Source organism: Salmonella bongori NCTC 12419, from assembly GCF_000252995.1.
GTDB classification, from domain to species: Bacteria; Pseudomonadota; Gammaproteobacteria; order Enterobacterales; family Enterobacteriaceae; genus Salmonella; species Salmonella bongori.
On sequence record NC_015761.1, the window covers coordinates 217,314 to 231,236 of the forward strand.

General features: G+C 52.2%; 12 protein-coding genes. 6 read left to right on the forward strand and 6 right to left on the reverse strand.

Annotated features, from left to right (window positions below; genetic code table 11):
• Positions 1–20 precede the first annotated feature (20 nt).
• On the reverse strand, positions 21–1,301 hold the full coding sequence (gene hemL / locus SBG_RS00955; protein ID WP_000045319.1) for a glutamate-1-semialdehyde 2,1-aminomutase: 1,281 nt from the start codon (positions 1,299–1,301) through the stop codon (positions 21–23).
• A gap of 169 nt (positions 1,302–1,470) precedes the next feature.
• Between hemL and clcA the strand changes: the two genes are divergently transcribed.
• From clcA to erpA, 3 genes are read left to right on the forward strand one after another with little or no spacing between them, the layout of a single operon-like run.
• Positions 1,471–2,892, forward strand: a complete 1,422-nt coding sequence (clcA, locus tag SBG_RS00960) for a H(+)/Cl(-) exchange transporter ClcA (protein ID WP_000845441.1) — start codon at positions 1,471–1,473, stop codon at positions 2,890–2,892.
• Positions 2,893–2,915: 23 nt separating this feature from the next.
• A complete protein-coding gene (gene yadW / locus SBG_RS23425) occupies positions 2,916–2,981 on the forward strand; it encodes a small protein YadW (RefSeq protein ID WP_350308605.1) in 66 nt (21 codons plus the stop codon).
• Positions 2,974–3,318 carry an iron-sulfur cluster insertion protein ErpA gene (gene erpA, locus SBG_RS00965; protein ID WP_001278668.1) on the forward strand — a complete coding sequence of 115 codons (345 nt, stop codon included), beginning with the start codon at positions 2,974–2,976 and terminating at the stop codon, positions 3,316–3,318. The genes yadW and erpA overlap by 8 nt, the downstream gene beginning before the upstream one ends.
• 122 nt (positions 3,319–3,440) lie before the next feature.
• Here erpA and SBG_RS00970 read toward each other — a convergent pair whose 3' ends face one another.
• The 3 genes from SBG_RS00970 to mtnN are packed head-to-tail and all read right to left on the reverse strand — an operon-like array spanning position 3,441 to position 5,582.
• The gene (locus SBG_RS00970) at positions 3,441–4,058 is read right to left on the reverse strand and encodes a TRIC cation channel family protein (RefSeq protein ID WP_000964232.1); all 618 of its coding nucleotides are present in this window, start codon (positions 4,056–4,058) and stop codon (positions 3,441–3,443) included.
• Positions 4,059–4,090: 32 nt separating this feature from the next.
• On the reverse strand, positions 4,091–4,891 hold the full coding sequence (gene btuF / locus SBG_RS00975; RefSeq protein ID WP_001118200.1) for a vitamin B12 ABC transporter substrate-binding protein BtuF: 801 nt from the start codon (positions 4,889–4,891) through the stop codon (positions 4,091–4,093).
• A complete protein-coding gene (gene mtnN / locus SBG_RS00980) occupies positions 4,884–5,582 on the reverse strand; it encodes a 5'-methylthioadenosine/S-adenosylhomocysteine nucleosidase (protein WP_000689830.1) in 699 nt (232 codons plus the stop codon). The genes btuF and mtnN overlap by 8 nt, the downstream gene beginning before the upstream one ends.
• An 84-nt stretch (positions 5,583–5,666) precedes the next feature.
• On the opposite strand from mtnN, the gene dgt reads away from it, so the two are divergent.
• From dgt to cdaR, 3 genes are all read left to right on the forward strand, one after another.
• On the forward strand, positions 5,667–7,184 hold the full coding sequence (gene dgt / locus SBG_RS00985; RefSeq protein WP_000146441.1) for a dGTPase: 1,518 nt from the start codon (positions 5,667–5,669) through the stop codon (positions 7,182–7,184).
• 129 nt (positions 7,185–7,313) lie between these two features.
• On the forward strand, positions 7,314–8,741 hold the full coding sequence (degP, locus tag SBG_RS00990; RefSeq protein ID WP_000753957.1) for a serine endoprotease DegP: 1,428 nt from the start codon (positions 7,314–7,316) through the stop codon (positions 8,739–8,741).
• A 152-nt stretch (positions 8,742–8,893) separates the two neighbouring features.
• Positions 8,894–10,051, forward strand: a complete 1,158-nt coding sequence (gene cdaR, locus SBG_RS00995; RefSeq protein ID WP_000929460.1) for a DNA-binding transcriptional regulator CdaR — start codon at positions 8,894–8,896, stop codon at positions 10,049–10,051.
• A 100-nt stretch (positions 10,052–10,151) separates the two neighbouring features.
• On the opposite strand, the gene SBG_RS01000 is transcribed toward cdaR, so the two are convergent.
• Entirely contained in the window at positions 10,152–13,115 is a 2,964-nt protein-coding gene (locus SBG_RS01000) for a putative mucin/carbohydrate-binding domain-containing protein (protein WP_000191136.1), read from the reverse strand.
• 193 nt (positions 13,116–13,308) lie between these two features.
• Entirely contained in the window at positions 13,309–13,695 is a 387-nt protein-coding gene (locus SBG_RS01005; protein ID WP_000272194.1) for a DUF3461 family protein, read from the reverse strand.
• Positions 13,696–13,923 lie beyond the last annotated feature (228 nt).

Sequence of the window (13,923 nt, forward strand, 5' to 3'; positions counted from 1 at the left end):
GTCACCCGGCAATTCATCCTTTACAATTTCGCGAACACCCGACGAGCGGCGTCAATAGTGTTATTAATGTCGTCCATGCTGTGCGCGACCGACATAAATCCGGCTTCAAACGCTGACGGCGCCAGATACACGCCTTCCTCCAGCATCAGGTGGAAGAAACGCTTAAAACGTTCAACGTCGCACGCCATTACGTCCTGATAGCAGGTGACCGATTCCGCGTCAGTGAAGAAAATCCCGAACATGCCGCCGACATGGTTGACAACCAGCGGGATCCTTGCGTCCTGCGCCGCTTCACGCAACCCTTCCGCCAGACGGGTGGTGAGTTCATCCAGCGTTTCATGAATACCGGGTTGGGCGACCTCATTCAGGCAGGCGAAACCTGCCGCCATCGCGATTGGGTTGCCGGAAAGGGTACCCGCCTGGTAAACCGGGCCTGTCGGCGCCACCGCATCCATTACATCGCGACGGCCACCGAATGCGCCTACCGGCATTCCGCCGCCGATAATTTTGCCAAGGCAGGTCAAATCCGGCACGACGCCGTAGTAATCCTGGGCGCCTGCCAGCGCTACGCGAAAACCGGTCATCACTTCGTCGATAATCAGCAACGCGCCGAACTCATCGCATAAGGCGCGCAGGCCAGGCAGGAATTCCGGCAGCGGCGGGACGCAGTTCATATTGCCCGCCACCGGTTCGACAATAATACAGGCGATTTCCTGCGGATATTGTTCAAATGCCGCACGCACTGAGGTCAGATCGTTATAAGTGCAGGTCAGTGTATGTTTCGCGAAATCTGCCGGCACGCCTGGGGAGTTCGGCTGACCGAGCGTCAGCGCGCCAGAACCGGCTTTTACCAGCAGGCAGTCTGCGTGGCCGTGGTAGCAGCCTTCGAATTTGATAATCTTATCGCGGCCAGTAAAACCACGCGCCAGGCGAATAGCGCTCATCGTCGCTTCGGTGCCGGAGTTCACCATGCGCACCATGTCCATGGTCGGCACCAGGTTGGTCACCAGTTCCGCCATTTTGACTTCCATTTCGGTTGGCGCGCCGAAGCTCAGTCCTCGTTCGGCAGCGTCAATCACCGCACTGCGGATAGCCGGGTGGTTATGTCCGAGCACCATCGGCCCCCAGGAACCGACATAGTCGATATAGGCTTTGCCATCGACATCATAAAGATAAGCGCCGTCCGCTTTTTCGATAAACAGCGGAGTGCCGCCCACGCCAGTGAAGGCGCGAACAGGGGAGTTCACGCCGCCAGGGATAAGCTCGCGCGCCGCGCTATAGAGATTTTCAGACTTACTCATGGAAGGGGTCCTGGTTCGTAGAAAAAGTGAATACCCGCTATTCTAAGTTATTCCGGGAAGGTTATGAAAGTTTTACGCATTTGAAACAATACGATTTGCAGGGGATTTTCGCGGCGTTGGCGAGTAGAATGCCGACTTTAGATTTGTATTACCAATTAATGATCTTTCGATGAAAACAGACACTTCCACCTTTTTAGCACAACAAAATGTGCGTTTACGCCGCAGGGATCAGATTCGCCGGTTAGTGCAGCGGGATAAAACGCCGCTGGCCATTCTGTTCATGGCGGCCGTTGTCGGTACGCTTACCGGGTTGGTTGGCGTCGCCTTTGAGAAGGCCGTTTCCTGGGTACAAAACATGCGTATTGGCGCGCTGGTTCAGGTTGCTGACCATGCGTTTTTGCTATGGCCGTTGGCCTTTATCCTTTCCGCGTTACTGGCGATGGTAGGCTACTTTTTGGTGCGAAAATTTGCGCCGGAAGCCGGAGGATCGGGTATCCCGGAAATTGAAGGCGCGCTGGAGGAGATGCGCCCGGTGCGCTGGTGGCGTGTGCTGCCAGTGAAGTTTATCGGCGGTATGGGAACACTGGGCGCAGGAATGGTATTAGGGCGCGAAGGGCCAACGGTGCAAATCGGGGGAAACCTGGGGCGCATGGTACTGGATGTATTTCGTATGCGCAGCGCCGAAGCGAGGCATACGTTGCTGGCAACCGGCGCGGCGGCGGGGCTTTCCGCGGCGTTTAACGCGCCGCTGGCTGGTATTCTGTTTATTATTGAGGAGATGCGTCCGCAGTTTCGCTACAACCTAATCTCCATTAAAGCGGTGTTTACTGGCGTGATCATGTCGAGCATCGTGTTCCGCATATTTAACGGCGAAGCGCCGATTATTGAGGTCGGTAAACTGTCTGATGCCCCGGTTAACACGCTGTGGTTATACCTTATCCTTGGGGTGATTTTTGGCTGTGTCGGGCCGGTATTTAATTCACTCGTGCTACGTACTCAGGATATGTTTCAGCGCTTTCATGGCGGCGAAATTAAAAAATGGGTGCTGATGGGCGGGGCGATCGGCGGCCTGTGCGGTATTCTGGGGTTGATTGAACCGGAAGCGGCGGGGGGCGGATTTAACCTTATTCCTATCGCCGCGGCGGGTAATTTTAGCGTTGGGCTGCTGCTGTTTATTTTTATTGCCCGGGTTATCACGACGCTGCTTTGCTTTTCTTCCGGTGCGCCAGGGGGAATTTTCGCCCCGATGCTGGCTCTGGGAACGTTGCTTGGTACGGCCTTTGGTATGGCGGCAGCTGTACTGTTCCCGCAGTATCACCTGGAGGCTGGAACCTTTGCGATTGCCGGGATGGGGGCGTTGATGGCGGCGTCGGTGCGCGCGCCGCTCACGGGGATTGTGCTGGTGCTGGAGATGACCGATAACTACCAGCTCATTTTGCCAATGATTATCACCTGTCTTGGCGCGACACTATTAGCCCAGTTTTTGGGGGGAAAACCGTTATACTCAACGATCCTGGCGCGCACTCTGGCGAAGCAGGATGCGGAACAGGCGGCGAAAAGCCAGAATGCGCCTGCGGGCGAGAATACTTGAACGAATTACCAGGGTATTAGATAATGACCGTCAATATTGGGTGGAAATTTATCCAATTACCGATGTCGTTTGGAGCAAAATATGAGTGATGACGTAGCGCTGCCGCTGCAGTTTACCGATGCAGCAGCGAATAAAGTAAAAAGTCTTATCGCTGACGAAGATAACCCGAATCTGAAACTGCGTGTGTATATCACCGGCGGTGGTTGCAGCGGCTTCCAGTACGGTTTCACCTTTGACGATCAGGTCAATGAAGGGGATATGACTATCGAGAAACAGGGCGTTGGCCTGGTCGTTGACCCGATGAGTTTGCAGTATCTGGTTGGAGGATCGGTCGATTATACCGAAGGTCTGGAAGGTTCCCGCTTCATTGTGACCAATCCGAATGCGAAAAGCACCTGTGGGTGTGGCTCTTCCTTTAGCATCTGATGCATTGCCGGATGGTGGCTTAACGCCTTATCCGGCCTACAAGTGACAACCATACTGTAGGACCGGTAAGCGTTAGCGCCACCGGGTAATGGGCTCGGTTTATCCGATCTGCAAATGACGGTTCAATTCTCATCTAAGGCAAAGGTCGGCAGCTTTAGATGCCAACGTATCGCTGCCAGCCGAATAAACAACGTGACGACCATGCCCATCATACTGGCGCTTTCCAGTGGGACTGAAAAGGTATAAAACGCGGTGGCGTGAACGATTCCACCAATAATACAGGCTGTGGCATAGATTTCAGTGCGTAGGATCATGGGAATTTCGCGTGCCAGTACATCGCGAATAATCCCGCCACCAACACCGGTAATTACGCCCATACACACTGCCACTAAGGGCCCCGTTTCGGCGAGAAAGGCCTTATTCACCCCGATACCGACAAACACTGCCAGCCCAACGGCATCCAGTACTGGCAGCATCCATTTCGGTAAGCGCCTTGGCTGGCGAACCAGCAGGATAGTCAGCATACTGGTGACCATAGCGACGACCAGATCGGTAGGATCCTTAACCCAGAATACCGGGCCGTTATCCAGCGCCATATCGCGGATGGTCCCACCGCCGACGGCAGTAACGACGCCGAGTACCAGTACGCCAAACGGGTCCATACGTAATTTCCCGGCCAGCAATACGCCAGAGATAGCAAATACAGCCGTGCCTACAATATCCAGCCAATAGACGAGCATTGTCGAATCCCCACTGAGAGCCTGGACAGGCCCTAATTCACCTGTGAAAGCGCATTACAGAGTTGTTTTGCGGCGAGGATAATACGCGGGCTTGCGCGTTCAAACCAGTCGCTATTGAGCGGTATAACCGGAATTTTTAGCAGGTTTCCCCAGTATTGTTCAATTTTGAGAATTTCGCCCGCTTTTCCGGCCACGATAATGGCCTGAGGATGCCTTGCCAGCACCTGCTCGCGGCTTACCTGCGGCCACGGTACGCGGCTGTCTGCAAAGACGTTTTCTCCGCCGCAGGTCGTCAGAATCTGGTGCTGAATTGACCCTTTACCGCTGGTAAACAAGGGATTCATGCCAAACTGAAGGAATACACGCTTTTTGGGCTTACTGGCATATCCGGCTTTGAGCGCGGCATACTCCTGCAGTAACGTTTGTGCCGCCTGGCGCGCTTTTTCTGGCTGTGGACTCCAGGCGGCCAACTGTCGGAGCGCGTCGGCAATCTGTTCGATAGTTACCGCGTCTACCCACATGACTTTAATACCTAATGAAGTCAGTTGGTTTACCTGGCGTTCCGCATTACCGCCGCGCCAGGCGACGACCAGATCCGGTTTCAGCGCTACAATGCGCTCCAGATTCATTCCCTGCCAGGTAGAGACCTGCTCAATTTTTTGCGCTTCAGGCGGGTAGTCTGAGTAGCTGCTGACGCCAACGGGTGTGATCCCGGCGGCAAAAGCGAGTTCCGTATTGGCGGGAGAGAGGGTAATTACGCGCGGCGCAGCGTAAAGCCACACCGGGAGCGTAAGCAGCAGGGCGACCAGCGCCCTGAATATTGGCTTAGCCATGCGCCAGTTTCTGTACCAGCGTTTCGACCATCAGAGTCGACTGTTTCGCCGCAATCGCAAGGAACTCGTCAAAGCTGAGGTGCGACTGCTGATCGGCCACGTCAGAGATAGCGCGTACCACCACAAATGGCACCTTGAAGTTATGGCAGACGTGCGCGATAGCAGTGGCTTCCATCTCTACGGCGACCGCTTCGGGGAAGTTATGCCGGATTTTCGCCAGCCCGACGGAGCCGTTAATAAACGCGTCGCCGCTAACAATAAGGCCGCGTACCGCGTTCAGATTCAGATCTCTGATACAGGATTCCGCGGCGGCGATCAGCTTATCATCGGCCTTAAATCCGGCCGGACAGCCCGGTAATTGCCCGTATTCATAGCCGAAAGCGGTCACATCAGCGTCATGGTAACGCGCTTCGTCAGAGACGACGATATCGCCGACCTTCAGCGTGGACGCCAGACCGCCTGCGGAACCAGTATTGATGATCACGTCCGGCTTGCAGTGTTCCAGAAGCAACGTTGCGCCCAGCGCCGTCGCGACTTTACCGATACCGGATTTCAGTAACGCCACTTCGGTGCCGTTTAATTGTCCGGTGTAAATTTCGCAGCCGCCCAGCGTGAGCGTCTGACGGTTGTCAATTTTGTCACGCAGTAGCGTAACTTCTTCTTCCATTGCGCCAATGATGCCGATTTTCATAGATTTACTCGCGATAAGTCAGTTTTGGGGGCATAGTTTAACATGCGCTTATGGGGAAGCGCATTTCTCAGGCGGGGAGAGGATATGGCATCGATCGATTTCCGAAATAAAATTAACTGGCATCGTCGTTATCGTTCACCGCAGGGTGCAAAGACGGAGCATGAGATCCTGCGGATTTTTGAAAGCGATCGTGGGCGGATTATCAACTCTCCGGCCATTCGCCGTTTACAGCAAAAAACGCAGGTTTTCCCGCTGGAGCGCAATGCTGCGGTACGTACCCGTCTGACGCACTCGATGGAAGTTCAGCAAGTGGGGCGCTATATTGCGAAAGAGATTTTAAGCCGCCTTAAAGAGCAAAACCGGCTGGAAGAGTACGGTCTGGATGCGCTGACCGGTCCTTTTGAAAGCATTGTGGAAATGGCGTGCCTGATGCACGATATCGGCAATCCGCCGTTTGGTCATTTTGGCGAGGCGGCGATTAATGACTGGTTTCGTCAGCGGTTGCACCCGGAGGATGCGGAAAGTCAGCCGCTCACGCATGACCGCTGCGTGATTTCTGCGTTACGGCTGCGAGAGGGCGAAGAGAGCCTGAACGATATTCGCCGAAAAATACGCCAGGATATCTGTCATTTTGAAGGTAATGCGCAGGGAATTCGGCTGGTGCATACGCTCATGCGAATGAATCTCACCTGGGCACAGGTCGGCGGGATTTTAAAATATACCCGCCCGGCATGGTGGCGGGGGCCAGTACCTGACTCCCATTGTTATTTAATGAAGAAACCGGGCTACTATCTTTCTGAAGAGAAGTATATTGCGAGGTTGCGTAAAGAACTTCAGTTAGCGACTTACAGTCGATTTCCATTAACGTGGATTATGGAAGCTGCTGATGATATTTCTTATTGTGTCGCCGATCTTGAAGACGCGGTGGAGAAAAGAATCTTTAGCGTTGAACAGTTGTATCATCATTTATATAAAGCATGGGGCCACCATGAGAAGGATTCGTTGTTTGAGCTGGTGGTGGGAAATGCGTGGGAAAAATCGCGTGCTAATACATTAAGCCGCAGTACTGAAGATCAGTTTTTTATGTATTTACGGGTGAATACGTTAAATAAACTGGTGCCGTATGCAGCACAGCGTTTTATTGATAATTTGCCGCAAATCTATGCGGGTAACTTCAATTATGCGTTGCTGGAAGATGCCAGCGGATTCAGTCGCTTGCTTGAATTATACAAGAACGTGGCGATTGAGCATGTGTTTAGTCATCCGGATGTGGAACAGCTTGAACTACAGGGATACCGGGTAATCAGCGGGTTGCTGGACATCTATCAGCCGTTATTAGCTATGTCGTCTGGCGATTTTCGTGAGTTGGTGGAAAAAGAGCGGTTAAAGCGTTTTCCGATAGAGTCACGGCTATTTCAGAAACTCTCCACGCGCCATCGTCTGGCCTACGTGGAGGCGGTCCGTAAATTAGCCGCGGATTCGGCAGAGTATCCGGTGTTGGAATATTATTATCGCTGTCGGCTGATTCAGGATTATATCAGCGGTATGACTGACCTTTATGCGTGGGATGAATATCGGCGCCTGATGGCGGTCGAACAGTAAATGGACTTTTGTAAAGATGGACAATAAATTTTTACTTTTTCCAGAAACTTTATTCCGGAACTTCGCGTTATAAAATGAATCTGACGTACACAGCAATTTTGCGTTACCTGTTAATTGAGACTGAAACACATGAAAAAAACCACATTAGCAATGAGTGCACTGGCTTTGAGTTTAGGTTTGGCATTGTCGCCTCTGTCTGCTACGGCGGCTGAGAGTTCGTCTTCAGCCATGACCGCCCAGCAGATGCCAAGCCTGGCGCCGATGCTCGAAAAAGTGATGCCATCGGTGGTCAGTATTAACGTAGAAGGTAGCACCACGGTGAATACGCCGCGTATGCCGCGTAATTTCCAGCAATTCTTCGGCGATGATTCCCCGTTCTGCCAGGATGGTTCGCCGTTCCAGAATTCTCCGTTTTGCCAGGGCGGCGGTAACGGCGGCAATGGCGGTCAACAACAGAAATTCATGGCGTTAGGCTCCGGTGTAATTATTGACGCCGCGAAGGGCTATGTCGTCACTAATAACCACGTTGTTGATAACGCCAACGTGATTAAAGTTCAGCTTAGCGATGGGCGTAAATTCGACGCCAAAGTGGTAGGCAAAGATCCGCGTTCCGATATTGCGCTGATTCAGATTCAGAATCCGAAAAACCTGACCGCGATTAAGATTGCAGATTCCGACGCGTTGCGTGTAGGGGACTATACCGTGGCTATTGGTAACCCGTTTGGGCTGGGTGAAACGGTCACTTCCGGTATCGTCTCGGCGCTGGGGCGTAGCGGCCTGAACGTTGAAAATTATGAAAACTTTATCCAGACCGATGCGGCGATTAACCGTGGTAACTCCGGCGGCGCACTGGTGAATCTCAACGGCGAGCTGATCGGTATTAACACCGCGATCCTCGCGCCAGATGGCGGCAACATTGGTATCGGTTTCGCTATCCCCAGCAATATGGTGAAAAACCTGACGTCGCAGATGGTGGAATATGGCCAGGTGAAACGCGGTGAACTGGGGATCATGGGGACGGAGCTGAACTCCGAACTGGCGAAAGCGATGAAAGTCGATGCCCAGCGTGGCGCGTTTGTCAGTCAGGTGATGCCGAACTCGTCCGCGGCGAAAGCGGGGATTAAAGCCGGAGATGTCATTACCTCCCTGAACGGTAAACCGATCAGCAGCTTTGCGGCGCTGCGCGCTCAGGTCGGCACCATGCCGGTCGGCAGCAAAATCAGCCTCGGCTTACTGCGTGAAGGTAAAGCGATCACAGTAAATCTGGAACTGCAGCAGAGTAGCCAGAGTCAGGTTGATTCCAGCACCATTTTCAGCGGTATTGAGGGCGCTGAAATGAGCAATAAAGGCCAGGATAAAGGCGTTGTGGTCAGTAGCGTTAAAGCGAACTCTCCGGCAGCGCAGATTGGCCTCAAAAAAGGCGATGTTATTATCGGCGCTAACCAACAGCCGGTGAAAAATATTGCCGAGTTGCGCAAAATTCTCGACAGCAAGCCGTCAGTTCTGGCGCTGAATATTCAGCGTGGCGATAGCTCTATTTATCTGTTAATGCAGTAATCACCCCGTTCCCCCTTCCAGCACGGAAGGGGGCGACATTTTTCTGTGAAGCTTTCCACAACTCCATACTTCTCTGTTCCGCTTTGTGCATTTGCACAATGTCGAGATCTGCCATCTTCCTTATGCTTGTGTTCTGCTCACAGGAGGGATTTATGGCTGGCTGGCATCTTGATACCAAAATGGCGCAGGATATTGTGGCGCGCACTATGCGCATCATTGATACCAATATCAACGTAATGGATGCTCGCGGGCGCATTATCGGTAGCGGGGATCGAGAACGTATTGGTGAATTGCACGAAGGGGCGCTGCTGGTGCTCTCTCAGGGACGGGTGGTGGATATTGATAGCGCGGTCGCGCGGCACCTGCACGGAGTACGTCAGGGAATTAATCTCCCATTACGCCTGGAAGGTGAAATTGTCGGGGTGATTGGCCTGACTGGTGAACCGGAACAGTGGCGTAAATACGGTGAACTGGTTTGTATGACCGCCGAAATGATGCTGGAGCAGTCGCGGCTAATGCACCTTCTGGCGCAGGATAGCCGTCTACGCGAAGAACTGGTAATGAACCTGATTCAGGCCGAAGAAAATACGCCGGCACTGGTGGAATGGGCGCAGCGTTTGGGGATCGATTTAAACCAGCCGCGCGTTGCGGCGGTGGTGGAGGTCGACAGCGGTCAGCTTGGCGTTGACAGCGCCATGACGGAACTTCAGCAGTTACAGAGTGCGCTTACCACGCCGGAACGTAACAACCTGATTGCCATTGTTTCTCTCACCGAAATGGTCGTACTCAAGCCAGCCTTAAACGCGTTTGGCCGATGGGATGCTGAGGATCATCGTAAGCGCGTGGAGCAACTGATCGCCCGTATGAAAGAGAACGGACAGTTACGTTTTCGGGTCGCATTGGGTAATTACTTCACCGGGCCGGGCAGTATTGCCCGCTCATACCGTACGGCGCGCACGACGATGATGGTGGGCAAGCAGCGGATGCCGGAAAGCCGAAGCTATTTCTATCAGGATTTGATGCTGCCAGTGTTACTGGATAGCCTGCGCGGCGGCTGGCAGGCCAATGAACTGGCGCGTCCGTTGATAAAACTTAAAGCCATGGATAATAATGGGCTACTGCGCCGAACGTTGACGGCGTGGTTTCGTCATAATGTACAGCCGCTGGCGACCTCTAAAGCGCTCTTTATTCACCGTAACACGCTGGAATATCGGTTGAATCGTATTTCGGAGTTGACTGGCCTGGATTTGGGAAATTTTGACGATCGGCTATTGCTGTATGTAGCGCTACAGCTGGATGAACAGCGTTAATTTCGGCAGCGTGGTTCTGGCATGAGCAGTCCGGATAAGGCGAAGCCGTCATCCTGCAAAGCAATTTTACAGCGCCCGAAGACGCTGTGATTGGGTAGGGTTAATGAGCCGCCAGGCGCTGCATCCCCCGCGCTGTGATCTGCCAGATAACCTGTTGCGGTTGCGACCAGCTTTCTCTGTTGAACGGATTGCTGATCACCGAGCAGTCTCCTCCTTCGGCATGAAAGACCTCAATCGTATAATTTTCCTCCAGCCTGCAGGTATCGACATAGCCGTTAAGTTGCACCGAACCTTTTATCGCCTGACGATAAACCACTGCACCGCGCGTATTGTAAATCGTCACTGCCGCGTATTCTGTTGCGAAACCACGATGTGGCGTAACTGGACTGGCAGTAAAGATAAAGTGTTTCGCGCCGATATCTATTTCCATACTGGCAAAAACGTTATCTTTTTCGCCAGTCAGTCGCCAACCGAACTTATCGCCGTATAATACTGCGGTATCGGGCGTCGTATCTTCCTGCGTGGGCGAGTCTGTCTCCAGTCCATCGCTCACCACACGCCAGCGATTATGCTTTTTCAGTATGATACGTTGATCCGTGGTTTCATTAATGGCGTTACAACGGTATGGCTCGTCACAGAACACGTCAATGAACATCCCTTCCTGCAGAACAACCGTATTGCTATCAGCCGGATAGTGAGTAACACCATCATAAGAACGGTTATAGACGGTCCCGCCAGATTTATCAGTTACCGTAATCGTACTATAGGTCCCGGTATAGTAAGGGTGAGGCTGACCAGCCAGCGTTTTCATCGTCATATGTTGCTGTCGATTATCATAAGCCAGCTGACAAAATACTCTGTCGCCTTGTCCTCGCAGATATAGCGTCACGCCTTTACCGATGAATTCGCCCGGCGCGAGGTTATCCGTTGGCAGGAGATCCGCGCTGGCGTTCATTAATACGCTCCGGGTCGGCTCTTCGAAATGGGAGAGCATGAGCCAGAGATCATTTTTGCTGGCGGCATAAGGTTGCGCCATTAACGAGGGGCAGGCGCGGATCGCGTCGGCGCGCAGATTGAACATTGTCAGTAAATCTGCAACAGGATCGTTGTTTAACGCAAAATTATACAGCCCTTCGCTATCAATACGCAGCAACTGGTACTTCGCTGGCGAAATTAACGAGAGTTCGGCAGGCAACGCTTTCAGACGGCCAGGCTCGGCATGGTAAATATAGAGATGGAAATAGCTGCTGAACGGTATGGTTGTTTTTCCTGTGGCGCAGTGAGTGCCGTTCATCTTGTGTTCAAAGATCTTTTCACCGCTGGCGGCTAAGACTGTAATACTGGCGTATAACGTATTAGCAAAATAGCTGTGCGGCGTGGCGTTATTAACATCCAGAATTAACTGCCGGGCCTCATAATCCACGACTAAGCGGGCGAAGGGCATATCGGCGTAGCCGAGGAAAATCAGCTGTTCGTTATGGGCCGCGCTATCCTGTAACGCCGTAAAGTTAACGGTAAGGGTATTTTCCCCGCTGCGAATGACGACATACTCCGCGTCCGGGCGGTATTTCTGTGATCGGCCTTTGGGCAACGTGAGATGATAAATACCAATAGGGATGGCATTTAGCGTGAGCGTATGGTCGTCTATCGTCAACGTATAGTGGTTTCCGGCATTGTCGTACAGCGTCAGGGGACGTCCATAAAGTTGCTCAGGCTGTTCGATATTGAGCGTCAGCGTGAGCGATCCTGTTTTGTTAAGCGGCGCCAGTTCGGCGTTTTCAACCAGCCAGACAAAAGAGTCCAGTCCCAACTGTTGGCGGGCATTTTCCCAGTCACGTTCCGGCAATAGATCGTAAAGGGGCCAGACGGGCCTGGTTGCCTGCGCGGCTATCTTCTCACGGGTAAACGTATCGGTCGTTAAGCCGCACAGATGAATAAATGGGGTAACATCATGGCCTGACGTGGTGGCAATGGCCTCTGCCAGCATATCGGTAAGATGATGTGCGCAGGGTAAAAACGTTTCACTGTCGCCCAGGACACGGTAGTTTTGGTTGAAGGTGCGGAAGGCCGCTGTTCCGGCTTTAAATAGCATCAGCATCAGAAACTGTAGGCGGGCACGAACGCCCCAGCTGTTCACGGGCGTGTGATTGCGGATATTCGTGATGAACTTCAGCTCCTGTTCCGGCTGCCGTCCATAATCGTAGAGCCAGCCGTCGGTATAAAGATGATGTTCCTGGCTCAGGTTACGCTGCTGGAAAAAAGCGGCGTAAATGTTGTTCCAGACTTCCCCGACGGGCAGGTCAGCATCACTCATAAAGGCACCCTGGTAGCCGTGGCCGATCTCATGCAGAATTGTCCACTGCGTGGCGACATTATCGATCCATCCCTGGCTTAGCGTTGCGGCGGTTTGCGCGCACCACCAGGGCAGATAGTAAGCCGAACCGACACCATGTTTATCAGCTCTGATGAAATAGCGGTTAGCGATATTCTGGTGAAGCGGTGAAACAGGGGTATCGCTGAGCCCTGTCCAGTCATTGTAGGTGTCGATCACTTGCGTATAGTAAGCATTCAACGCGGATATGCTGGCGTTGATGACATTGACGCGATCCGTCCTGGGGAGCAGAAAACGCACGCGATCCAGCTCCAGCAGTGCAAACGGAGAAGCCTGTTTTTCCCAGGAGAGGAAAAAGGTCTCCTCTGATTGCCCCTTACGCCACTGTGGTAAGTTTATGGTACTGGCCGGCTGTTGGTATATCACCGAAAACTCGCCGCCGTGTCCGAAAAAGAGTGTATCGATAAAGGGAACGGAATCCACGGTTGTGCTGATAGTTTGCCAGTTACTATTCAGTATGAGCGACTTTTCAACATCTGAGTCATTGCATAACAAACGGAGCCTGGCATTACCGGCATCATTTTTCGGCTGGCGGATCCGCAGTTGCGTATTGGCAGGCAAAATAAATCCTAGTGCCTGGCGGTCGTGCTCACGTCCTTTTTCAAATTTAATGTTATCCAGTCCGGGCGCGGCGGGCAGCGAATAACACATCAGTGTGATTTCCTGGGTCATATAACCTCCTTTGATAGGGAGGAGAAACATAGCGTCTTATTTTTAATAATAAATACAAATGGATAGCAAAATGACGGATATTGAGTCATCGTGAGGAAGATTGATAAAAAATGGGGGCGTAATAGCGGTTGCTGTGAGACGAATAAGACATCAGCAAAGGGAGAGGGGCCCGAAATGAAGCCCCGGCAGCGGGTTATTTGCGGGTGAGTTTTTCCAGATCGGATTCGATTTCGCTGATCTTATTCGCGACGACGCTTTCCAGATGACGCAAGTCGTCAAGGATCTTACGTTTAAGATCAAGTTCTGAACGGTCGCGCTGGCAGATTTGATCGAGTTCATCAATCACATAGCGCAGGTTGGGGCTGATCTCCTGTACCTCTTTATAGCCCTGGCCGATGCCATCGGCCACTACCGTTTTACGCTGGCGCGGATATTTAAACTTAACGCTTTTAGCAAAGAATTCACCTCTATCCTTTTGAAAATAGATTTTCAGGATATCGTTGTTGGCTTCTTGCCGCAGACTGTAACGATCGATTTCCTCGGGATTGGTAATGCCCAGACTTTTTAGATTGTCATACATAGCGGTATCCTTCATCACACTATAACTTTTGAATAATTAACGAAAAGTTGGTTTTTCGCCACCAGTGGATACAAAAAAAGCGGTCCTGATCGCAGAAGACACCCTGGTAACGTAATGAAGGAAAGGGAGTGCAGTTATTAATAGCCTAAGTAATTCAACGTGATATTCAGTTTATAGAGCAAATGTTTGAGAACAATGTGGGAAACTGAAGGGAGGCTGCATTCGATA

What these genes read in the sequence shown, in the direction of transcription:
- mtnN (WP_000689830.1), bottom strand. Translation starts at nt 5,582, where the DNA reads ATGAAAATCGGCATCATTGGCGCAATGGAAGAAGAAGTTACGCTACTG.
- SBG_RS01005 (WP_000272194.1), bottom strand. Translation starts at nt 13,695, where the DNA reads ATGTATGACAATCTAAAAAGTCTGGGCATTACCAATCCCGAGGAAATC.
- SBG_RS01000 (WP_000191136.1), bottom strand. Translation starts at nt 13,115, where the DNA reads ATGACCCAGGAAATCACACTGATGTGTTATTCGCTGCCCGCCGCGCCC.
- btuF (WP_001118200.1), bottom strand. Translation starts at nt 4,891, where the DNA reads ATGGCTAAGCCAATATTCAGGGCGCTGGTCGCCCTGCTGCTTACGCTC.
- dgt (WP_000146441.1), top strand. Translation starts at nt 5,667, where the DNA reads ATGGCATCGATCGATTTCCGAAATAAAATTAACTGGCATCGTCGTTAT.
- clcA (WP_000845441.1), top strand. Translation starts at nt 1,471, where the DNA reads ATGAAAACAGACACTTCCACCTTTTTAGCACAACAAAATGTGCGTTTA.
- degP (WP_000753957.1), top strand. Translation starts at nt 7,314, where the DNA reads ATGAAAAAAACCACATTAGCAATGAGTGCACTGGCTTTGAGTTTAGGT.
- SBG_RS00970 (WP_000964232.1), bottom strand. Translation starts at nt 4,058, where the DNA reads ATGCTCGTCTATTGGCTGGATATTGTAGGCACGGCTGTATTTGCTATC.
- erpA (WP_001278668.1), top strand. Translation starts at nt 2,974, where the DNA reads ATGAGTGATGACGTAGCGCTGCCGCTGCAGTTTACCGATGCAGCAGCG.
- cdaR (WP_000929460.1), top strand. Translation starts at nt 8,894, where the DNA reads ATGGCTGGCTGGCATCTTGATACCAAAATGGCGCAGGATATTGTGGCG.
- hemL (WP_000045319.1), bottom strand. Translation starts at nt 1,301, where the DNA reads ATGAGTAAGTCTGAAAATCTCTATAGCGCGGCGCGCGAGCTTATCCCT.